The 19,246-nt window shown below is 72.8% G+C and carries 20 protein-coding genes; 8 read left to right on the forward strand and 12 right to left on the reverse strand.

Annotated elements, in window-relative coordinates; translation table 11 throughout:
• Window positions 1–105 precede the first annotated feature (105 nt).
• Window positions 106–1,260 (reverse strand): anthranilate phosphoribosyltransferase, encoded by a 1,155-nt coding sequence (locus tag L107_RS08855; RefSeq protein WP_201295844.1) that lies wholly within the window; start codon window positions 1,258–1,260, stop codon window positions 106–108.
• A 242-nt stretch (window positions 1,261–1,502) separates the two neighbouring features.
• Here L107_RS08855 and L107_RS08860 point away from each other — a divergent pair, with 242 nt between their 5' ends.
• Genes L107_RS08860 through L107_RS08870 form a run of 3 tightly spaced genes read left to right on the forward strand, consistent with a single transcriptional unit; the run spans window position 1,503 to window position 4,371 of the window.
• The gene (locus L107_RS08860; RefSeq protein ID WP_236550597.1) at window positions 1,503–3,122 is read left to right on the forward strand and encodes a ferredoxin--nitrite reductase; all 1,620 of its coding nucleotides are present in this window, start codon (window positions 1,503–1,505) and stop codon (window positions 3,120–3,122) included.
• 7 nt (window positions 3,123–3,129) lie between these two features.
• Entirely contained in the window at window positions 3,130–3,822 is a 693-nt protein-coding gene (locus L107_RS08865) for a hypothetical protein (protein ID WP_159817981.1), read from the forward strand.
• A gap of 30 nt (window positions 3,823–3,852) precedes the next feature.
• Entirely contained in the window at window positions 3,853–4,371 is a 519-nt protein-coding gene (locus L107_RS08870; RefSeq protein WP_159817983.1) for a universal stress protein, read from the forward strand.
• Here L107_RS08870 and L107_RS08875 read toward each other — a convergent pair.
• The 6 genes from L107_RS08875 to L107_RS08900 form a co-directional block, all read right to left on the reverse strand.
• Window positions 4,332–5,939: a glycine betaine ABC transporter substrate-binding protein gene (locus tag L107_RS08875; RefSeq protein ID WP_159817985.1), complete on the reverse strand. Its 1,608-nt coding sequence runs from the start codon at window positions 5,937–5,939 to the stop codon at window positions 4,332–4,334. The two genes, L107_RS08870 and L107_RS08875, sit on opposite strands and share 40 nt — an antisense overlap.
• Window positions 5,936–7,309 (reverse strand): APC family permease, encoded by a 1,374-nt coding sequence (locus L107_RS08880; protein WP_159817987.1) that lies wholly within the window; start codon window positions 7,307–7,309, stop codon window positions 5,936–5,938. Before L107_RS08880 ends, L107_RS08875 begins: the two co-directional genes overlap by 4 nt.
• Before the next feature lie 23 nt (window positions 7,310–7,332).
• Window positions 7,333–7,494, reverse strand: coding sequence for a hypothetical protein (locus L107_RS08885; protein ID WP_015109999.1), 162 nt, complete (start codon window positions 7,492–7,494; stop codon window positions 7,333–7,335).
• A gap of 68 nt (window positions 7,495–7,562) precedes the next feature.
• Complete coding sequence (locus L107_RS08890) at window positions 7,563–8,456, reverse strand: oxygenase MpaB family protein (RefSeq protein ID WP_236550598.1); 894 nt, start codon at window positions 8,454–8,456, stop codon at window positions 7,563–7,565.
• 8 nt (window positions 8,457–8,464) lie between these two features.
• The gene (locus tag L107_RS08895) at window positions 8,465–9,010 is read right to left on the reverse strand and encodes a DUF924 family protein (RefSeq protein ID WP_159817989.1); all 546 of its coding nucleotides are present in this window, start codon (window positions 9,008–9,010) and stop codon (window positions 8,465–8,467) included.
• Window positions 9,011–9,013: 3 nt separating this feature from the next.
• Complete coding sequence (locus L107_RS08900; protein WP_159817991.1) at window positions 9,014–9,235, reverse strand: amino acid transport protein; 222 nt, start codon at window positions 9,233–9,235, stop codon at window positions 9,014–9,016.
• Between the two features lie 63 nt (window positions 9,236–9,298).
• Here L107_RS08900 and L107_RS08905 point away from each other — a divergent pair, with 63 nt between their 5' ends.
• A complete protein-coding gene (locus tag L107_RS08905) occupies window positions 9,299–10,057 on the forward strand; it encodes a type 1 glutamine amidotransferase (protein WP_159817993.1) in 759 nt (252 codons plus the stop codon).
• Between the two features lie 15 nt (window positions 10,058–10,072).
• On the opposite strand, the gene L107_RS08910 is transcribed toward L107_RS08905, so the two are convergent.
• Window positions 10,073–11,188: an anthranilate phosphoribosyltransferase gene (locus L107_RS08910; RefSeq protein WP_159817995.1), complete on the reverse strand. Its 1,116-nt coding sequence runs from the start codon at window positions 11,186–11,188 to the stop codon at window positions 10,073–10,075.
• Window positions 11,189–11,228: 40 nt separating this feature from the next.
• Between L107_RS08910 and L107_RS08915 the strand changes: the two genes are divergently transcribed.
• The 4 genes from L107_RS08915 to L107_RS08930 are packed head-to-tail and all read left to right on the forward strand — an operon-like array spanning window position 11,229 to window position 14,532.
• On the forward strand, window positions 11,229–11,891 hold the full coding sequence (locus L107_RS08915; protein ID WP_159817997.1) for a CbiX/SirB N-terminal domain-containing protein: 663 nt from the start codon (window positions 11,229–11,231) through the stop codon (window positions 11,889–11,891).
• 7 nt (window positions 11,892–11,898) lie between these two features.
• On the forward strand, window positions 11,899–12,708 hold the full coding sequence (cobA, locus tag L107_RS08920) for a uroporphyrinogen-III C-methyltransferase (RefSeq protein ID WP_159817999.1): 810 nt from the start codon (window positions 11,899–11,901) through the stop codon (window positions 12,706–12,708).
• 59 nt (window positions 12,709–12,767) lie between these two features.
• A complete protein-coding gene (gene moaC / locus L107_RS08925) occupies window positions 12,768–13,283 on the forward strand; it encodes a cyclic pyranopterin monophosphate synthase MoaC (protein ID WP_159818001.1) in 516 nt (171 codons plus the stop codon).
• Window positions 13,276–14,532 carry a molybdopterin molybdotransferase MoeA gene (locus L107_RS08930; RefSeq protein ID WP_159818003.1) on the forward strand — a complete coding sequence of 419 codons (1,257 nt, stop codon included), beginning with the start codon at window positions 13,276–13,278 and terminating at the stop codon, window positions 14,530–14,532. Before moaC ends, L107_RS08930 begins: the two co-directional genes overlap by 8 nt.
• 1 nt (window position 14,533) lies before the next feature.
• On the opposite strand, the gene L107_RS08935 is transcribed toward L107_RS08930, so the two are convergent.
• The 4 genes from L107_RS08935 to L107_RS08950 are packed head-to-tail and all read right to left on the reverse strand — an operon-like array spanning window position 14,534 to window position 19,193.
• Complete coding sequence (locus L107_RS08935) at window positions 14,534–15,115, reverse strand: pyridoxamine 5'-phosphate oxidase family protein (RefSeq protein ID WP_159818005.1); 582 nt, start codon at window positions 15,113–15,115, stop codon at window positions 14,534–14,536.
• A 42-nt stretch (window positions 15,116–15,157) separates the two neighbouring features.
• Window positions 15,158–15,643, reverse strand: coding sequence for a molybdenum cofactor biosynthesis protein MoaE (locus tag L107_RS08940; protein ID WP_159818007.1), 486 nt, complete (start codon window positions 15,641–15,643; stop codon window positions 15,158–15,160).
• A gap of 3 nt (window positions 15,644–15,646) precedes the next feature.
• Complete coding sequence (locus tag L107_RS08945; protein WP_159818009.1) at window positions 15,647–15,934, reverse strand: MoaD/ThiS family protein; 288 nt, start codon at window positions 15,932–15,934, stop codon at window positions 15,647–15,649.
• Between the two features lie 49 nt (window positions 15,935–15,983).
• Window positions 15,984–19,193, reverse strand: a complete 3,210-nt coding sequence (locus L107_RS08950) for a GGDEF domain-containing protein (RefSeq protein WP_159818011.1) — start codon at window positions 19,191–19,193, stop codon at window positions 15,984–15,986.
• Between the last annotated feature and the right edge of the window lie 53 nt (window positions 19,194–19,246).

The raw sequence follows: 19,246 nt of genomic DNA on the forward strand, positions 1-19,246 counted from the left end.
TGGAATGCTGGCGCACAGGCTGACCAGACCGATTAACGGAACCACGGTGACAGCCTCGTCAGGAGTCGCCTCTGTTACAGATTCGGATCTTGAGGCTGACGTCGCTCAGTCCCCGTGCTCCGGAGCCGCCAGCTGGCGGCGCAGCCGTTCGCCGCTGCGGGCCATCAGCAGCGCCGTGGCCTGCTCGAGGGCGTCCTCGAGGTGCTCGAAGCGTCCGGCGAACCAGAGGTAGGCCGCCACGTTCCAGCGCAGCGCCGGCAGCAGGGCCCCTTCGCCGCGGAGGGCCTCCAGGGCCTGGGACCGCCAGACCTCCAGTCCCTGCCAGGGCACCTCCGCGCTGGTGATGCCGTGGTCGCGGGGGTGGAGCAGGATCCGCTCGGTGGCTCCCCGGCGCACGCGGGCGGTGATGCCGGCGCGGGAGGTGGGCAGGTCGGTGGAGCCCTCCAGGCCCTTCACCGTCAGCAGGTCGGTCTCGCCGCAGTCCTGCAGGGCCTGCCAGGCGCGGGTCTCGGTGGGGGGATGGACGAAGCCGCTCACCAGCAGGTGCTCCCCGCGGTGCGGTGTCCAGAGCAGCTCCAGGCTGGCCACCGGCGGCCGTTTGCCGATGGCGTCCCGCACCGGCACCAGCCGCTCCGCCCAGACGAAATGGTCGGGCTGGTGGGTGAGGGCCAGCCCGTGCCGATCGAGGCGCCGCTGCACCGCCTCCAGCGGCAGGCCGGTCCAGGTGATGCCGATGGCGCTGAACAGCTCCGCCAGGGTGACGCCGAACTTCACCGGCATCGGATCGCCGCCGTGCAGCACCACCGGCACCGCGTCGCTGGCCAGCACCAGGGCCACCAGCGGCAGCAGGGGGGCGGTGCGGCTGCGGCCGTCGTAGGGCACCCCGAAGCACAGCGGCCGCCGGCCGGGGGTTTCCAGCACCGGCCCGCTGCGCCGGTAGCTGTCGAGCATGCCGGAGAGCTCGGTGGGGTGGGGGCGGCGGATCCGGTGGGCGATCAGGAAGGCCCCCATCTGGGCGTCATCGACCAGCCCCTGGAGCATCAGGTCCATGGCCTCCGCCGCCTCCTGGCGGTCCAGACCGGTGCTGGTGTGCTCGCCGCTGCCCACCTTGCCGATCAGCTCGCGGAACCGGGCCCGCCCGGGGCCGAGCGCCCGCAGGCGCACCTTACGGCGATCCTCCGCACCGTTCAGCGGCTGGGCCGCCCCCGGCGGGGAGGCGTCAGGTTCCGGACCTGCCGGTTCTGGTAACAGTGACGACATGGGTGGACGGTTCCATGCCGGAAACTAAAGCCTTCCTGATCGGTGGGTTCGCGCAGCTTTCCCCGGCGCTCCCCGACACAACGATCCTTCCGGCCGACGCAGCTCTCATCGGCGTCCCGGGTTCCCGTCTCGCCCGACCGGCTTGAGACGTGCTCCCCGAAGCACCCCCCGAGGCTCAGCTTCCGCCCACCTGCCTGGCAGGACTCCGCCGCATGGCCGGCCATGCGGACCGCCGCTTTTGCATGAACAGCACCGACACCAGCGTCGCCAACGACACCGCCAGCCCCACCCCCGACCCCTCGCCCAGCGACGGTTCCGCCCTGCCGCCGGCGGAGCTCAGCAAGGTCGAACGGGCCAAGGCGGAGCTCTGCGGCCTCGACCTGGCCCCCAGGCTGGCGGAGCTGGCCGCGGCGGGCTGGGAGTCCCTCGATGAGGCCACCCTGACGATCCGCCTCAAGTGGCTGGGGATCTTCTTCCGTCCCGTCACCCCCGGCCGCTTCATGGTGCGGCTGCGGCTGCCCAACGGCGTCCTCCGAGCCGACCAGCTGGAGCTGCTGGCCGACGCCGTCGACCGCTGCGGCGAGCACGGCAGCGCCGACATCACCACCCGCCAGAACCTGCAGCTGCGGGGCCTGCTGCTGGAGGACATGCCCCCCCTGCTGGAGGGGATGGAGCGGGTCGGCCTCACCAGCCGCCAGTCGGGCCACGACAACCCCCGCAACATCACCGGCAACCCCCTGGCGGGCCTCGACCCGGAGGAGCTGATCGACACCCGGCCGCTGGTGGCGGCCATCCAGGCCCGGCTGCTGGCCGACGACGGCCCCCGCAACCTGCCGCGCAAGTTCAACGTGGCGGTGGGCGGCGCCCCCGACAGCTTCCTGCTCCACAACGATCTCGCCTTCCTGCCGGCGCCCGATCCCCAGGATCCGGCCGGGCCGCTCGGCTTCACGGTGATGGTGGGCGGCTTCTTCTCGGCCCAGCGCAACGCACTGGCCGTGCCCCTCGGCCTGTGGCTGCGGCCCGACCAGCTGCCCGACTTCACCCTGGCCCTGCTGCGGCACTACGACGCCCACGGCAATCGGGTCCAGCGCAACAGGAGCCGGCTGATGTATCTGGTCGACGGGCTGGGGCTGGCGGCCTATCGCCAGGCCGTGGTGGCGGCCTACCGGGAGCTGGCCGGGGCGTCGGCGCAGGCGCCGCTGGCCCACGACGGCCGCCATCTGGTGGTGCGGCCCCCCCGCGACGGGCTGGGATTCCAGCTCCAGAAGCAGGCGGGCCTCCACTGGGCGGGGCTGCACGTGCCGATGGGGCGGCTCGATGCCGCTGCGATGCTGGAGCTGGCCCGCCTGGCCCGCACCTACGGCAGTGGTGAGCTGCGCCTCACCGAGGCCCAGAACGTGCTGATCGTGAATGTGCCCGCCGATCGCCTGGCGGCCCTGGGGGCCGAACCCCTGCTGGCACGCTTCCGGCTGGAGCCCGGTGCCCTCCAGGCTGAAGCGGTCAGCTGCACCGGCAGCCGGTACTGCAGCTTTGCCCTGATCCCCACCAAGCGCACCGCCCAGACGGTGATCGACGAACTGGAGCGCCGGCTGGAGCTGCCCGAGGCCGTGCGCAGCCACTGGACCGGCTGCCCCAACGCCTGCGGCCAGCCCTACATGGGCCAGATCGGCCTGATGGGGGCCAAGGCCCGCCAGGACGGCCAGATGGTGGAGGCGGCCAAGATCTTCCTGGGGGGTCGCCTGGACAGCGACCCGCAGCTGGCCGAGCTGCACGGGAAGGCCGTGCCCCTCTCCGAGCTCCCGGACGTGCTGGAGGGGTTGCTGGTGGAGCGCTTCGGGGCCCGGCGGCGGGCCGCGCCCTGAGGGCCCCATGACGGCCGCTCGCGCCCCGTGGGATCCCCGGCAGCTGCCGGCCGTCGGCAGCCCCGGGCGCTGGCCCTGGCTGCAGGGCCTGCGGCGGGCCCGGGACCTTGACCTGGAGCCCTGGCTCCAGGCGGTGGAGGCGGGATCGCTGCGGCCCGACGCCGACCTGCTGGCCGCCCTGGCGGCGCGGCTCGACGGCCCGGCGACGGCGCGGCTGCTGGCCTGGTGGCTGGCCGAGCCCGCCGCCGACCCGGCCCTGTTGGCCGTGATCGGCCTCCACCGCCACCCCCGCTGCCGGACCCTGCTGCGGCAGGCCCTGGCAGCGATCCCCGATGGCCTCGGCGACGGCTCCGCCGCAGGGGCACGGGCCGCGCTGCTGCTGCCCCTGCTGGGCCATCAGCGCCACCCGGACGATTTCCCGCTGCTGCGCGACCGGGTGCTGGCGCCGTTGCCGCTGCTGCAGCGGCGGGCCGCCCTGGAGGGCCTGGCCGTGGGGCTCGGGGCCTGGCCGCTGCTCCCCCTGCGGCAGGTGCTCCTCGCTCTGGTGGGGGATCTGGACCCGACCCTGGCCGCCACGGCCGTGGACCTGCTGGCCCGTCTGCCCGGGGGAGGCCAGGACCTGGCCGCCCTGGATCGCTGCCGCCTGGCCCCGGAGCTGGCGCGGCGGGTGGAGCGCCGGCTGGCGGCCGGGCGATCATGACCGCACTCCAGCGCGCTTGAGGCGAGGCCGATGTTCCGTCACCTGCTGGTGCCCACCGATGGCTCCGATCTCTCCGACGGCACGATCCGCCGGGCCGTGAGCTTCGCCCGCGAGGCCGGGGCCACCATCACCTTCCTGCACGTGCTCGCCGACCTGGCCCTGCCCCCCCAGGGCTCCCTCTACGGCGATCCGGTGCTGCTGGATCCGGCCGTGGTGGAGCAGTTCAGCCAGGCGGAGCGGACCTATGCCGATGAGCTGCTGGGGCGGGCCAGGGCCCTGGCCGAGGAGGCCGGGGTCCCCTGCGACACCGCCATCGGTGAGCACCCGGTGGTCTACGAGGCGATCATCGATGCCGCCAGCCGCCACGGCTGCGACCTGATCTTCATGGCCTCCCATGGCCGCCGCGGCCTCGCCGGGCTGCTGCTGGGCAGCGAGACCCAGCGGGTCCTGACCCACACCGAGCTGCCGGTGCTGGTGTTCCGCCGCCCCGGGCCAGCCGCCGGCGATGGTCAGGAGGCGGCCCCGGCCCCGGCCGCGCCCGCTTCCTGAAGCCGCCAGCGGCGCACCACCTCGGCCACGTCTAGGCCGTCGAGGTCGACCTGGGCATTGAGACGCTGCATGGTGGCGGCGGAGATCCGGCCGGCCAGCGCCTCGATCACGGGCGCCAGCTCCGGGCGCCGTTGCAGGGTCGCCGCGTTGAACACGGGCACCGCGTCGTAAGGGGGGAAGTAGTGGCGGTCGTCCCGCAGCTGCTGCAGGTCGAGGGCGGGGATCAGGCCGTTGGTGGTGTCACCGGCGATCAGGTCGACGCGGCCCTCGGCCAGGGCCCGGTAGGTGAGGCCCAGATCCATGGCCTCGGGCGGCTGGGCGAAGCGCAGCCCGTACAGCCGCGCCAGGCCGGCGAAGCCATCGGGGCGGTTCAGGAATTCGTAGCCGAAGCCCGCCCGCCAGCCGGGGGTGTGGGGGGCCGCCTCGCTGATGGTGGCGATCCCCAGCCGCCTGGCCTCGGCGCGGCGCACCAGGATCGCGAAGCTGTTCTCGAAGCCCAGGGAGGGGAACACGGTGAGCCCGAAGCGTTCGGCATAGAGCAGGCGCGTCTGCTCGAACACCCGCCGCGCCGGATCGGGCGTCTCCGGCGGAGGCGGGGACTGGTCGAGAAGCGTGGTCCAGGCGGTGCCGGTGTACTCCACGTAGCCGTCGATGCGGCCGCTGCGCACGGCGGCGTGGATCAGGCCGGTGCCCCCCAGGCCGAAGTCGCGCCGCACCGTCAACGGCGTGGAGGCCTCGATCTGCTGGGCCAGCAGTTCCCCCAGGATCAGCTGCTCGGTGAAGCTCTTGCTGCCGATCCGCACCGTGCCGGCGCCGGCGGGGGGCAGCAGCTTCAGGGCCAGCACGGCCCCGAGGGCCAGGCCCGCCAGGCCCCAGGCGAGCCGCAGGACCCGCCGCCGGCCGGGGGTGCCGGTCGTCCCGCTGGGGCGCCGGGCCAGCCGCCGCTCCAGCAGCCCCAGGCCGCCATCGGCGAGCAGGGCGATGGCGGCCGCCGGCACAGCCCCCGCCAGGATCAGGCCGTTGTTCACCGTGGCGATGCCCCGGAAGATGAACACCCCCAGGCCGCCGGCGCCGATGGCGGCGGCGATGGTGGCCACCCCCACGCCGATCACCGTGGCCACGCGGAGGCCCGCCATCAGGGTGGGCAGGGCCAGGGGCAGCTCCACCTGCAGCAGCACCTGCCGGCCGCTGAGCCCCAGGGCCCGGCCCGCCTGCTTCAGCCCCGGGGGCACCTGGGCCAGGCCGGTGACCAGCCCCCGCAGCAGGGGCAGCAGGGCGTAGAGGGTGAGGGCCACGATTGCCGGGGTGGTGCCGATGCCCCCCAGCAGCGGGACGGTGAGCAGCAGCCCGAAGATCGCCAGGCTCGGCACTGTCTGCACGGTGCTGGCGGCCGCCAGCACCGGCCCGGCCCAGCGGGGCCGGCGGCTGATCCAGAGCCCCAGGGGCACGCTGATCGCCAGGGCCAGGCCGATGGCGCTGCCCACCAGCAGCAGGTGCTCACCGCTGCGCTGCAGGATCTCCCCCGCCAGGGCGCCGTCCCACCAGGCCGGCGGCCACCGGGAGGTCATGGCGCCTCGGCCGGCGTCAGGGCCCGGGTGGCCAGGAACACCGGCACGCCCACGCCGATGAGCAGCAGGGCCCAGCCGCTGTTGGCGGTGTCGTTGCGCAGGGCGCCGACCAGGAACGCCACCGATCCGACCAGCACGATGGCGGTGCTCCAGGGGTGGCCCCAGGCCCGGTAGGGCCGCGGCCGCTCCGGCTCCCGCGCCCGCAGCACGAACAGGCAGACGATGCCCACCAGGTAGAGGCTCACGTAGAGGAAGGCCGCCAGCCCCAGCAGGATCGTGAAGTCACCGCCGAGCACCAGCAGGGCCGACGCCACGCTGGTGAGCACCAGGGCCACGGTGGGGGTGCCGCCCCGGTTCACCCGGTCGACCAGGGGGCTGAACAGCTTGTCCCGGCTGAGGCCGTAGAGGATGCGCGGGGCTCCCATGATCGAGGCGTTGATCAGCCCCGCCAGGGACAGCAGCGCCAGCACGGTGATCGCCTGGCCGCCGAAGGCGCCGAACAGCAGGGCGGCCGCATCGGCCACCGGCAGGCTGGAGACGGCGATCACCGGCAGTGGCAGCACCCGCAGCAGGGCCAGGTTGAACAGGGTGTAGAGGGCGATCACCGCCAGGACGCCGCCGATCAGGGAGCGGGGCAGGTCCTCCTGGGGTTCGCTGAACTCCTCGGAGAAGTAGATGGGGCTGTGCCAGCCGTCGTAGGTGGTGACGATCGCCTGCAGGGAGAACACCAGCGCCACGGCCAGGCCCGTCCAGCCCACCGGGGCCAGGCCCGCCGGATCCGTGGCGATCGCCGCGGCGGCGGCGGCCCGGGTGGCGGGGCCGCCCAGCAGGAAGCAGGCCGCCACCACCACCAGGAAGGCGCCCGCCTTGGCCAGGCTCAGCAGCTTCTGGCTGCCGCTGCCCGCCTCCACCCCCAGCAGCTGGATCAGGGTGAACAGCAGCAGCACCGCCAGCCCCACCAGCTTTCCGTGGGGCGCCAGCCCCGGCAGCAGGAAGGCCGCGTACTCGCCGATGGTGACCGCCACCCAGGCGATGCCGGTGCAGTGGCCGACCCAGTCCATCCAGCCGACGCTGAAGCCGGCGGCATCACCGAAGCAGCGGCGGGCGTAGACGTACCAGCCGCCGGCCAGGGGCAGGCTGGCCCCCAGCTCCGCCACGGCGTTGGCGCCCAGCAGGGCGTAGAGGCCGCCGGCCAGCCAGGCGGCCACCACCCAGGGGCCGCTGCCCAGCTGGGCCGCCACCAGGCCGGGCGTGCGCAGGATGCCGGCGCCGATGGTGCCCCCCACCGCTCCGGCGATGCCGAAGCTCAACCCCAGCACGCTGAGCAGGCGGCCGGGGGTCTGGGCGGTCGACTCCTGCTCCGGGACCACCGGATCGAGGGGAGGGGAGGGCGTCAGGAGGCGATCACCCGTTCCAGCAGCCCGTGCAGCTCCTCCAGCTCGTGGCGGCTCAGCAGCCAGTCGCCCTCCAGATCCTTGGTGACGCGGGCCTCGAGGATCCAGCCATCCTCCGTGCGCACGACGGCGAAGTGGGGGGACTGGAAGGGGGCGGCCATGGGCTGGCGGGAGGGGGGCGTTACCTCCTGCTTAGCCAGGGCCGGTGGGGCGGGCAGCGCCGGAGAGCTCAGGGACCCTCGGAGGGCGGCGGTGCCAGGTCGTCCAGCAGCGGCGGCGGCCCGAGCTGCTCGAGGCGGAAGCTGGCGCCGTAGCTCGGGGTGGGGCGCTGGGAATAGAAGCGGGCGGGGGTGGGCCTGCCGAGCCCGGCACGGACTCCGGCCACCAGGGCGGCGGCCCGGCTGCGGGCCCGCAGGGCCTGCAGCACCAGCGCCTGCAGCCCTTCGGGCGCCGTGCTCCAGCCCAGGGCCGCGCAGGTCTGGCGGTCGAGCAGCCCCATCACTGCCCAGCGCAGGGCGGGGCGCAGGGGGACGGGCCAGTCGGCCAGAAGCATGGCCAGGGTGGCGTCGGCGATGCGCCGGTTGGTGGCCGCCGGGGCGAAGGCCTCCCGCTCCACCCGTTCGTTCAGGGCCAGCAGGTCCGCCAGGGTGTCCGGCAGGTCCGCGATCCCCATGCGCGCGCCCACTCCCCGCCAGAACCGGAACAGGTGCTCCTGCTCCAGAGGAGTCAGGGGCCGCCAGCCGTAGCGCGCCAGCCAGCGGATCGGCTCGGCCACGAAGGTGGAGAGCACGTAAAGGAAATCGTCGTTGGCGATCGCGTAATGGCCGTGGATGCGGTTCATGCGCTCGATCACCGCCGCCCCGGCCGGGCTGTCCAGCCCATGGCGCAGCAGTTCGGCCACCATCAGGCCCGTGTCGTCATAGCGCTTGCGGGGCCGGCGCTCGAACTCCCCGGTGCGGGCCAGCAGGCCGGAGATGGAGGGCACACAGAAGGTCTTGAGCAGGGCCAGCTCCAGGGCCCGGGTGAGGTCCCAGGGAAACAGCTCGCCGGCCAGCCGGTGGGCGGTGGCTTCGGCGACTCGCAGGCTTGCGGCGACGTCGGCAGGGTCGGAGGGGGGGCGCATCGGGGGCCTCAGAAGCGGGAGCCGGGCTGCTGCAGGAACGCCTCCTCCTCAGGGAGGCTCGGCCGCCCGAGGATCCGGTTGCGGTGGGGGAAGCGGCCGAAGCGGGCGATCACCGCCTGGTGGCGGCGGGCGAACTCCGCTGTGCGGGCGTCGGTGTGGCGCTCGAACAGGGGCAGGCCCAGCTCCTGCACCGCCGGATCCTCGCTGTGCATCAGGGGCATCAGCCAGAACGGCCGCCGTTCCGGTGCCGGCTCCGCCTCCACCCAGCCGGCCTCGACGGCCCGCAGCGTCAGGGCCAGGGCCTGACCGTCACCGGCGAAGGCGCGGGCCTGGTCGCGCCAGATCTGCCGCGGGAACTGGTCGAGCACCAGCAGCAGGGCCAGGGCCTCGGCGGGGCGATCCCCCCAGGCGGCCAGGCGGCCGGCCAGGGCCTGGTCGGTGAGGGCCCCGAACCGTTCCCGCACGGTCCGGTCGCGGTCGGGACCGGGCCGGAACCAGGCGGAGGGGGGCGTCTCCTCGAACCAGAAGCGCAGCACCTCCTGCGGGGTCGGCATGGTTCAGACGAGGAATCGATGCAGGAGAAATGGAAGCACCATCAGCAGCAGGGCGATGGCCACCAGGGCCGGCAGGTGGCTGATGCCGTAGGGAACCACCATCAGCAGCACGCCGCAGCCCAGGGCCACCGCATGGGCCTGCTTGCGGCCATAGAGCAGGTAGCCCAGTCCGATCGACCCGATCACCAGCGTCAGCAGCTGGCGGAGGCTGGGATCGCTGTCCATGGAACCTGGCCCGGAGCGGCGGACGCCCCCATGCTGGGGCTCCCATCGCCGTCCTGCCCACCCATGACCCATCTGGTGGTGCTCCAGCACCTGGAGCGCGAAGGTCCGGGCCGCTTCGGCGAGGAGGCCCGACGCCGGGGCTGGGACGTGACGGTGTGCCGGCCCGACCGGGGGGAGCCGATGCCCCGGCTCGGGCCCGGCCAGGCCCTGCTGGTGCTGGGGGGACCGATGGGGGTGGGCGACATCGGATCGCCGTCGTTTCCCTGGCTGGAGGCGGAGGTGGCCCTGCTGCGGGAGTGCCTGGAGTGCGAGCGCCCGGTGGTGGGGCTGTGCCTGGGGGCCCAGCTGCTGGCCTACGCCGCCGGTGGGCAGGTGGTGCCGCTGACGGCGGGGGACCCGCCGGTGCGGGCCTACGAAGTGGGCTGGGAGCCCGTGGCCTGGACACGGCTTGAGGATCAGGAGCCTGTGCTGGCGGGGCTCGGCTCCGCCCTGCCGGCGCTGCACTGGCACGGGGACCGGATCCGGCTCCCCGCCGCCGCCGTCCTGCTGGGGTCGACGCCCCTCTGCACCGAACAGATGTTTCGCATCGGGCACCACGCCCACGGGCTCCAGTTCCACGTGGAGGTGACGGACGCCGCCCTCGAGACCTGGCTGGAGGAGGACGGCGACTACGTGCGCCTCGCCCTGGGTCCGGACGGGGTGGAGCAGGTGCGGGCCGGTCGGGAGCGCTGGGGGGAGGAGGGGGAGCGCCAGGGGCGCCGGCTGATCAACAACCTGCTGGATCGGATCGGCGCCCTGCTGGGGGGGTATCCCCTGCTCTGAGGGCCGGTGGCTCGGTCAGGGCGCCGTCAGCGCGCCGGCCAGCTGGCGGCGCTGCTGCTCCACCGCCCCGTCCTCCAGCAGCCGTTCCGCCCGGGTCAGCCCCGCCGGCAGACTGTCGCTGATCCCGGCGCGCCAGAGCAGGAAGCCGCCGTTCCAGACCAGTCCGGGCCGCAGCGGCCCGGAGCCGGCCAGGGCCCCCCGGGCCTGGTCCCGCCACTGGGCCAGGCTTTCCAGCGGCACCTCGGGCGCCCCCAGGCCGTGGTCGCGGGCCCGCAGGATCAGGCGTTCCGCCCCACCGGCCGCTCCCCCCTGCCGGTGGGAGGCGATCGCCACCCGGTTGGTGGGCAGCTCCACGCCCCCCTCCAGCCCCTTGATCAGCAGCAGGTCGTCCTGGCCGGTGGCAGCCAGGGCCTCGCCGGCCAGCCGCTCGGTGGGGGCGTGGACGAAGCCGCTGACCTGCAGGTGGGGCCCAGGGTGGCAGCTCCACAGCAGTTCCAGGGTGGCGACCGGCGGGCGCTTGCCGATCTGCTCCCGCAGCGGCACCAGCCGTTCGGCCGCCGGGAAGTGGGCCGGCTGGTGCAGCAGGGCCAGCCCCTCGGCGGCGAAATGGCGGTTCACCGCGTCCCAGGGCAGGCCGCGGCGGTCGAGGTCGAGGGCGGCCAGGGCTTCGGCCGTGGTGAGGCCGTACTTCACCGGCATCGGATCGCCGCCGTGCAGCACCACGCCGGCCCCCGCCGCCAGCAGCAGCAGGGCCACCAGGGGCAGCAGCGGCGCCGAGCGGCTGCGGCCATCGAAGGGCACCCCGAAACTCAGCACCCGCCGCGGGCTCGCCGCCAGCCGCGGTCCGCGGCGTGCGTAGCTGTCGAGCATGCCGGCCAGCTCCTGGGGCTCCGGGCGCCGCAGGCGATGGGCGATCAGGAAGGCGCCGGCCTGGGCATCCGTGCAGCGCCCGTCGAGCAGCAGATCGAGGGCTTCGCTGGCCTCGGCCCGGCTCAGGGCCCGGCCGCTGCGTTCGCCGCTGCCCACGGCGGCGATCAGTTCGCGGAAGCGGTGCCGGTCGGCCCCCAGCGCCTCCGCCCGCTCCAGCCGCCGCTGCGCCGTCCATTCCACCCCCGGGCTCGGCGTCGACATGCGCGGCGACCTCCTGACGGTGATCCCTAGGGTGAGGGGTATGCCCGGGATCATCGCAAGCCCCCTGCTGCTGGTGGTGCATGGCCGTGCCGGTGGCGCCATCCCCGCCGAACTGCAGGCCCTGGCGAGGGAGCTGGAGGCGGGGCGCGGCGCTGCGGTGGGACTGGAGGCCCTGACGGCGGGCGAGCCGCCGGATGCCCCGCGCGGCAGCGCCGCCGCCCCCCTGGCGCTGGTGCCCCTGTTCCTCCTGCCCGGCAGCCATGTGCGCCGGGACGTGCCGCGGATCGCCGAGCGCTGCCGCCGGCGCGGGCCCGTGCGGCGCCTGCCGTTCCTGGGGGCCTGGCCCGCCTGGCAGAGGGCCCTGGCCGCCGAGCTGGCGGCGCTGCCGGTTCCGGTCCAGGCGGCCGGATCCTCTGCCCCGGCGGCACCCTGGCTGCTGCACCACCCGCTGGAGGGTCCCCTGGGGGCGGCCTTCCTGGCCCACCTGGAGGCGGTCACCGGTGCCCGCTGCCACGCCACTCCATACAGTGCCCCCAATTCCGAGGACGCTCCGCTGCCCCTGCCCCTGCCCCGTCCTGCCCTGCCCCTGGCCCTGGCGGCCAACCGGCTCACCGACGCCCTGCCGCCGTCGCTGGGCCTGCCGCTGCTGCAGCGGCCCCGGTTCCGGGCCGTGGTGCTGGAGGCCCTGATGGCACTGCCATGACGGAGCCATGACCGACGAGACCCCGGCCCCCCCCGTCGAGGACGGCCCCGGGACCGTGTACCTGGTGGGGGCGGGCCCGGGGGATCCGGACCTGCTCACCCTGCGGGCCCACCGGCTGCTGCAGCAGTGCGATGCCCTCGTCTACGACTCCCTGGTGCCCACCGCGCTGCTGGACCTGGTGCCCCAGGGCTGCGAGCGGCACTTCGTGGGCAAGCGCCGCGGCCACCATTCGGTGCCCCAGCCCAGCACCAATGCGGTGCTGCGGGAGCTGGCCGGGCGCCGGCGGCTGATCGTGCGCCTCAAGGGCGGCGATCCCTTCCTGTTCGGCCGCGGCGGCGAGGAGGCCGCCCACCTGGCGGCCCACGGCATCCCGGTGCAGGTGGTGCCGGGGGTCACGGCCGGCATCGCCGCCCCCGCCTATGCCGGCATTCCCGTCACCCACCGCCGGGCCGGATCGAGCGTCACCTTCGTGACCGGCCACGAGGAGATCGACAAGCGTCGCCCCGGCGTCGACTGGCGCGGCCTGGCCCGCAGCAGCGACGGGCTGGTGATCTACATGGGCCTGCACAACCTGCGCCACATCGTCGCGGAGCTGGTGGCGGGCGGACTGGCCCCCGGCACCCCCGCCGCCGTGATCCAGCAGGGCACCGTGCGGGGCCAGCGCCAGCTGGTGGCCACCCTGGAGGTGCTGGCCGACCGGGTGGAGGCCGAGGCCTTCGCCTCCCCCTCGATCGTGGTGGTCGGGGCGGTGGTGCAGGAGAGGGTGCCGTCCTGCGCGCCGTCGCCCGCCGATGTGGCGATGCCGATCCCCTTCTGAGCCACCCCGGCCGTCAGGGGCGCCATGCTGGGCCCCTGTCCATTCCCGTCAGCTCCGGCATGAGCCAGCCCGGCCTTTCCCACCTCAACGCCGCCGGCCAGGTGCACATGGTGGAGGTGGGCGACCGCCCCGCCAGCGACCGCCGCGCCGTGGCCGAGGGCTGCATCACCATGGCGTCCGAGGTGCTGGCCCTGGTGCTGGAGGGCCGGGCGGCCAAGGGGGATGTGCTGGCGGTGGCCCGGGTGGCGGCGATCCAGGGCGCCAAACGCACCTGGGAGCTGATCCCCCTGTGCCATCCGATCGCCCTCACCGGGCTGGAGGTGCGGATCGAGCCGATGGCCGACGGCCGCGGCCTGCGGCTGGAGGCCAGCGCCCGCACCACCGGCGCCACGGGCGTGGAGATGGAGGCGCTGACGGCGGTGCAGGTGGGCCTGCTCACCCTCTACGACATGGTCAAGTCGGCCGATCCGGCCATGACCATCGGCCCGGTGCGGCTGCTGCGCAAGGAGGGGGGGCGCCGGGGCTCCTGGGAGCACCCCGCCGTGCGGGGCCTGGCGGAGGCGAGCGATGGCTGAGCCGTTCCCCCGCGAGGGCCTGCCCCTGGAGGAGGCCCGGCGCCGTGTGCTGGCGGCGATCACCCCGTTGCAGGGCACAGAGCGGCTGCCGCTGGCGCGCTGCCTGGGCCGGGTGAGCGCCGAGCCGGTGCAGGCCCCCGAGGCCGTGCCAGGGTTCCGGGCCTCGATCATGGATGGCTACGCCATCGCCGACGCCGAGGCCCCCAGCCCTGGCCGTCGCTGGCGCCTGGTGGGCCGATCCGCCCCCGGAGATCCCTACGGGGGGGTGCTGGCCGAGGGGGAAGCGATCCGGATCCTCACCGGCGCCCCCCTGCCGGAGGGGGCCCGGCGGGTGCTGCCCCAGGAGCTGGTGAGCCCCGAGAGCCCCGGCGCCGGCGGTGGGGCCGAGAGCCTGCGGATGACCGGAGAGGCGGGCCCCAATCCCTGGATCCGCGCCCCCGAGGAGGAGGCCGCCGCCGGCGACGAACTGCTGCCGGCCGGGGTGCGCCTGGGGGCCGCCGCCCTGGGGCGGCTGGCCAGCTGCGGCGTGGCGGCGCTGGCGGTGAGCGTCCAGCCGCGGGTGGGGCTGCTGATCAGCGGCGATGAGCTGGTGGCGGCCGGCGCGGCCCGGGGGCCGGGGCAGATCTGGGAGAGCAATGGCACCCTGCTGCGGGCCCTGCTGGAGCGGCTGGGCTACCCCGTCAGCGAGCAGCGGGTGGTGGCCGACGATCCGGCCGCCCTGCGCCGGGCGCTGGGGGAGCTGGCCGCCGGCTGCGATGTGGTGGTCAGCACCGGCGGGGTGTCGGCCGGCGACAGCGACTGGATCCGCCCCCTGCTCAGCGAGCTGGGGGAGGTGGGCTTCTGGAAGCTGTTCCTCAAGCCCGGCCGGCCCTTCGCCTTCGGCCGGCTAGGGCCGCGGCCCTTCTTCGGCCTGCCCGGCAACCCGGTGGCCGCGGCGATCACGGCCCTGCAGCTGCTGTGGCCGGCCCTGCAGCAGCTGGAGGGGGGCGAGGTGGTGCTGCTGCCGCGGCTGAAGGTGCGTCTGGCGGCGGGCCTGAAGCGGGGCTCCGGCCGGCCCGAACTGGCCCGGGCCCGGTTGGCGGTGGGTGGGGATGGCGCCCTGCTGGCGCTGGTGGAGGGCAGCCAGGCCTCCTCCCGCATCGGCTCGCTGCAGGGGGCCGACCTGCTGCTGGAGATCCCGGCGGAGGCGGGTGCCCTGGCGGCCGGCACGGAGCTGTGGGCCCAGCTGCTGCGGCTGCCGCTGCTCTGAGTCAGTCGCTGCTGGCTCCCCATGCTCCGGGGGCCGTGATCGGCGCCGGAATCGGGGCGGGCAGGCCGTCGATGCTGCGGCGGTTCTTGCGTTTCCAGTAGCGCTCCAGGCCGTCGTTGCCCTTGCGGCGCGCCCAGCTGTCGAGCTCGGTGCGGTCGCCCCCGTAGCTGTAGCGGGGCACCGCCATGCCGCAGGAGGTCTGGACCCGTTCGATGGCCAGGTCGAAGATCTGGCGGGCACCGGCCAGGGGCTCGAAGTGGCCGAACAGGGCCTCCCAGCCGGCCTCACCCCGCTGGGTGGTGCGGGCGGTGCCATAGAGCCGCAGGATCTGGGGCGGGCCCTCGAAGGCGCAGAACATCAGGGTCATGCGCGGGCAGGCCTGCACGTGGGCGGCGGTCTCGTTGCCGCTGCCGGTGAGGTTGAGCCAGATGACGCGGCGCTCGTCCAGCACCCGCAGGGCATCGCGCCCCTTGGGGGACACGTTCACCGTGCTGTCGGCGGTGGCGGTGCCGACGAAGAAGAGCTTCTGGGCGGCGATGAAGCTGATCTGGTCGGCGGTGAGGACGTCGCTGGACTGGCCCATGGAACGGGTGCGAAGGGAAGGGGGCGTGGGGAGGTGGGGACGTCACAGCGGCGTGTTGCCGGCCACCCAGGTGCCGCGGCCGCCGCTCCACTCCCGTTTCCAGAAGGGGGCGTGGTGCTTGAGATCCTCCAGCAGCTCCTGGACGCAGCGCAGGGCGGGACCGCGGCGGTCGGCCCGGACGGCCACCAGCACGATCGCCTCCCCCGGCCGCACCCGCCCCACCCGGTGCGCCACCAGCACCGCGCCCGCCCCGTGGCGCGCTGCACCGGTTTCGGCGAGGAGGGCCAGCTGGGCCTCGGTCATGCCGGGGTAGTGCTCGAGTTCCAGGGCCTCCAGGGGCTCGCCGGCGGCGGTGGTGGGGCGCACGCGGCCGATGAAGTGGCTTTCGGCGGCGGCGTCCCTGGCGCCGGGCCCATCGGCCGCCAGGCTCCGCTGCCAGGCGGCCAGCCGCTCCAGCGGCTGGAAGGGGGTCTCCAGGAGCTGCACCACGATCGGCGGGGCCGGGCGCAGGGGGCTGGTGGTGGCCATGGTTCAGCCTCCGGTGATCGGGGGCAGGAAGGCCACCTCGTCGCCCGGGGCGAGGGGGCTGCCCGGGGCGGCGAACGCCTGGTTGATGGCCACCCGCACCGTGGCCGGCAGCTCGGTGCTGTCCGCTCCCGGGCCGGTGCCCAGGGCCAGCTGCCGCCAGAGGTCCGCTGCGGTGGTGCACCGGGCGTCGGGGTGGGGGGGGAGGGGGATGAGCCGTTCGCCCCAGCCGGCCCGCTCGCGCAGGCCGGCGAACAGGCGCACGCGCACGCTGGGGACACTCGGCTGGGTCATGGGGTCTGCCTGGGCTGGGCCTTGGCCATGGTGGCGGCTCCGGTGCGCCTCAGGCGGAAAGACCGACCTGGCTGTGCAGGGACCGGCAGACCACCCGGTTGCGACCATGGCGCTTGGCTTCGTAGAGGCAGTCGTCGGCCAGCTGCAGCATCCGGTCGGCATCGCACTCGGCCGTCGACAGCGGATCCCAGGAGGCGATGCCGATGCTGACGGTGAGGACGTTGCCCGTGGCAACGCCGGGATGGTAGATGCCCTTGTCCTGGATCGACTCGCGCAGCTTCTCGCACAGGCGCAGGGAGGCCGCGGCATCGGTCTTGGGCAGGATGATGGCGAATTCCTCGCCCCCCAGCCGGGCCACGAAGTCGCTCTTGCGGCTCAGGCCGGTCCGGAGGGCATCGGCAATCTCCTTGAGGCATCGGTCGCCGTAGGCGTGGCCGAGCACATCATTGACCACCTTGAACTGATCGATGTCGATCAATGCCAGGGACAGGTTGACCTGGGCGGCTCTGGAGGCGGAGACATTCCCCTTGAGGAAGGAATCGAAGCTGCGGCGATTGGCGAGCTGGGTGAGGGGATCCAGCATCGCCAGCCGCTTCGAGCGCTCACTCTCGAAGGCATAGAACAGCAGGCTCAGCAGGCTGCTCATCGCTTCGATGCGCTGCACCTCCTGGTCGCTGAAGACACTGCCTTCATGCAGGGCAATCGTGAGAACCGGTATGGAAACACCACGCGAGTCCAGCCGGATGCCGAGGTAATCGCTGCAGCCCCCATCCTTGAGGGAGTCGAGAAAGGGGAAGCCGTTGTCCTTGGTGGTGAACAGCTGCTGCCGAAACAGCTTGCTTCTTGTGGCAATGAAATGCAGGGGGCTGCGCAGGTGCTCATCCTGCTCCAGGAAGTCCCGCTCCATGCGCAGGGTGCTGACAAGGCCCGGCCTGGAGCTGACCCAGACGTACTGGCTGCAGTCGATGTCATCCTGATCGGGCAGAAAGGCCAGGGAGAAGCGGTAGATCTCCAGGCCCCAGGATTTCAGTTCATTGACAAACAGAAGCACGAACTCCTCGAAGCTGCGCAGCCTCGACCAGTTGTCGATGATGTAGCGCTCCAGCGGAATCTTCCTGTCGGAGGTCTGGTAACCTTCGCCATGCCCGGAGTCCCGCAGCCGCGACGTGGCACGGATCTGCTCCAGCGTCTGCTGCAGGGAATCGCGGTCCGCCCAGTCGGAGGATTGAATGAACGACTCCACGTCCTCGAGGGAAAGGGGAGGAGAGACGAGGAACCCCTGCAGGGCATCGGCGCCCAATCGGATGACGGCGGTGAGTTCGTTGTGGGTTTCGACGCCTTCGCAGACGACCGTTTTTCCCAGCGCATGGACCGTTTCGATGAAGGAGCCGACATAGCGCTGCAGCCGGAAGGATCGATCGATCCCCTTGATCAGATCAATGTCGAGCTTGATGGCGTCGTACCAGGCTTCACTGATGCGTCGATAGTTCGACAGTCCGGATCCGAAATCATCGATGAAGATTCTGAAGTTCAGCTCCCGCATCAGTCGCTCCGATGCCGTCGTCACGCCTTCCGAGCCCGCCAGGATGTCCGTTGCGGCCATCTCGGTGATCTCGATGCAGAAGATCGAGCTGTCGATGCTGTGCTGCTTGAACAGGCTGATCAGCTGATTGAGGCGCTGATCGGTGGACACGGAATCGGAACTGACATTGACGGAGATATACTCAATACGATGGCGAAGAAACTCCGATGCCTTGAGCTGCTGTTGCACGTCAGCGAGCCGGCTGACAACCAGCGCATCGATCTTGTGGGTGATGCCGATGTCATGGGCCAGCTGAATCACATGTCCCGTGCCGAGCTTGCTCAGGGCCGGGGGCAGGAACCGGATCAGCAGCTCGAGGCCGAAGTGGCCAGGATTGCTGAGCTGTAGAATCGGTTGGAAGCGCAGCTCAAGATCACTCGCTTTCAGGGAGGTGAGTTGACTTCTGATTTCTCCTTTATCCTTGACCAGCAGATCATCACCGCTCTTCACCAGGCGGTACGAACGTCGGTCTTCGGCGGCCAGAATCTCCCCGAAGGCCTGCATCGTCAGCAGGGAGTCGGGCGGCTCAACCAGCGGGAACCGCTGCCCGGTGATGATCACATCATCCCAGGCCAGCACCGAATCGCTGGAAATCTGAATGGACCCGGAGACAATGCCGAGCAGACGGGCCAGGAGTGCCTCGCAGGCACCATTATCATCGATGGGGATGTTGCCGGAGGACCGGACGATCAGGGCAATCTTGTTCTTCGACACATGGTAGAAATTGAAGCCGGGATGTACGGCCCATCCCTTGTCGATGGCACGACAGGCCTTCGTGAGGATCTTGTTGATCTCCACCTCACTGAGATAGCCGCGTTGCCGTTCCAGATAGCGAAAGTCGATGGTCACGAGGAAGCCCTCCTCGCCGCGCTCGGCGTGCTTCCGGAGTGCCGCAGGCTCCAGATCCTTCACCAGGGCATAGTGCGTCAGGAAGGACGTGTGGCCTTCCCTGCGGAAGCTTCCGGTGGCCGGTTGATCCTTCCGGCGGTTATGGCTGGAACGCCAGCCGATCACCATGCTCAGCCCGATCCCCAGCAGCCCCAGGGCCAGGGCGAGGCTGCGGACGCGATCCGCCTGAGTCGGCAGGGCCGGCGCCAGGGTCAGCCCCACCGCCAGATCTCCGAAGCCGACCCGGTAGAGCGCACCGGCCGGCGCCCCCTTCGCCATCCCCTTCGCCTCCTGGGCGGTCCATGGGGCCAGCCGGATCCGCCTGTCGCCATCCTGATCGCGCTGGATCAGGCTGCTGCCGCTGATCCGGATCCATTCGGGGGCCCGGCGGCGACCGGGGGCCGTGCTCAGCAGCAGGCCATTCCCCTGCCCCGGTTCGCCTGCCATCACCAGATCCAGCCGGGAAAAGCGGCGGGGGCAGACCAGCAGCCTGCCCTTCAGGGAGGTGGATCCGGTCGCCATCACCGCCGCCACCGGGGGGGGCACCAGCTCCGCCGCGCTCACGGACTGCAGCCCGGGGGGAGGCATGGCCGCCCCGTTGGCCTCCGCGCCGGCGGACCCCGGCGCCGAGGGTGTGGCGAGAGAACGCTCGACGTCCTGCAGGGTGGCGCACAGCCGCCCGGCGATCTGATCATTCTGGCGGCGTAAGTCGTGGGAACTGCGCTGATCCAGCAGATGGGTGAAGATCAGAAGAGAGGTGCCCGAAAGAAGCGCTCCACTGATGATCATCAATGTGGTGCGTCGGCGCATGTTCCTCCCTCACCAGCCTCACCTTAGCCACC

The organism is Cyanobium sp. Copco_Reservoir_LC18 (genome assembly GCF_009834675.1).
GTDB lineage: Bacteria > Cyanobacteriota > Cyanobacteriia > PCC-6307 > Cyanobiaceae > Cyanobium > Cyanobium minutissimum.

What these genes read in the sequence shown, in the direction of transcription:
- L107_RS08855 (WP_201295844.1), bottom strand. Translation starts at nt 1,260, where the DNA reads ATGTCGTCACTGTTACCAGAACCGGCAGGTCCGGAACCTGACGCCTCC.
- L107_RS08860 (WP_236550597.1), top strand. Translation starts at nt 1,503, where the DNA reads ATGAACAGCACCGACACCAGCGTCGCCAACGACACCGCCAGCCCCACC.
- L107_RS08865 (WP_159817981.1), top strand. Translation starts at nt 3,130, where the DNA reads ATGACGGCCGCTCGCGCCCCGTGGGATCCCCGGCAGCTGCCGGCCGTC.
- L107_RS08870 (WP_159817983.1), top strand. Translation starts at nt 3,853, where the DNA reads ATGTTCCGTCACCTGCTGGTGCCCACCGATGGCTCCGATCTCTCCGAC.
- L107_RS08875 (WP_159817985.1), bottom strand. Translation starts at nt 5,939, where the DNA reads ATGACCTCCCGGTGGCCGCCGGCCTGGTGGGACGGCGCCCTGGCGGGG.
- L107_RS08885 (WP_015109999.1), bottom strand. Translation starts at nt 7,494, where the DNA reads ATGGCCGCCCCCTTCCAGTCCCCCCACTTCGCCGTCGTGCGCACGGAG.
- L107_RS08890 (WP_236550598.1), bottom strand. Translation starts at nt 8,456, where the DNA reads ATGCGCCCCCCCTCCGACCCTGCCGACGTCGCCGCAAGCCTGCGAGTC.
- L107_RS08895 (WP_159817989.1), bottom strand. Translation starts at nt 9,010, where the DNA reads ATGCCGACCCCGCAGGAGGTGCTGCGCTTCTGGTTCGAGGAGACGCCC.
- L107_RS08900 (WP_159817991.1), bottom strand. Translation starts at nt 9,235, where the DNA reads ATGGACAGCGATCCCAGCCTCCGCCAGCTGCTGACGCTGGTGATCGGG.
- L107_RS08905 (WP_159817993.1), top strand. Translation starts at nt 9,299, where the DNA reads ATGACCCATCTGGTGGTGCTCCAGCACCTGGAGCGCGAAGGTCCGGGC.
- L107_RS08910 (WP_159817995.1), bottom strand. Translation starts at nt 11,188, where the DNA reads ATGTCGACGCCGAGCCCGGGGGTGGAATGGACGGCGCAGCGGCGGCTG.
- L107_RS08915 (WP_159817997.1), top strand. Translation starts at nt 11,229, where the DNA reads ATGCCCGGGATCATCGCAAGCCCCCTGCTGCTGGTGGTGCATGGCCGT.
- cobA (WP_159817999.1), top strand. Translation starts at nt 11,899, where the DNA reads ATGACCGACGAGACCCCGGCCCCCCCCGTCGAGGACGGCCCCGGGACC.
- moaC (WP_159818001.1), top strand. Translation starts at nt 12,768, where the DNA reads ATGAGCCAGCCCGGCCTTTCCCACCTCAACGCCGCCGGCCAGGTGCAC.
- L107_RS08930 (WP_159818003.1), top strand. Translation starts at nt 13,276, where the DNA reads ATGGCTGAGCCGTTCCCCCGCGAGGGCCTGCCCCTGGAGGAGGCCCGG.
- L107_RS08935 (WP_159818005.1), bottom strand. Translation starts at nt 15,115, where the DNA reads ATGGGCCAGTCCAGCGACGTCCTCACCGCCGACCAGATCAGCTTCATC.
- L107_RS08940 (WP_159818007.1), bottom strand. Translation starts at nt 15,643, where the DNA reads ATGGCCACCACCAGCCCCCTGCGCCCGGCCCCGCCGATCGTGGTGCAG.
- L107_RS08945 (WP_159818009.1), bottom strand. Translation starts at nt 15,934, where the DNA reads ATGACCCAGCCGAGTGTCCCCAGCGTGCGCGTGCGCCTGTTCGCCGGC.
- L107_RS08950 (WP_159818011.1), bottom strand. Translation starts at nt 19,193, where the DNA reads ATGATCATCAGTGGAGCGCTTCTTTCGGGCACCTCTCTTCTGATCTTC.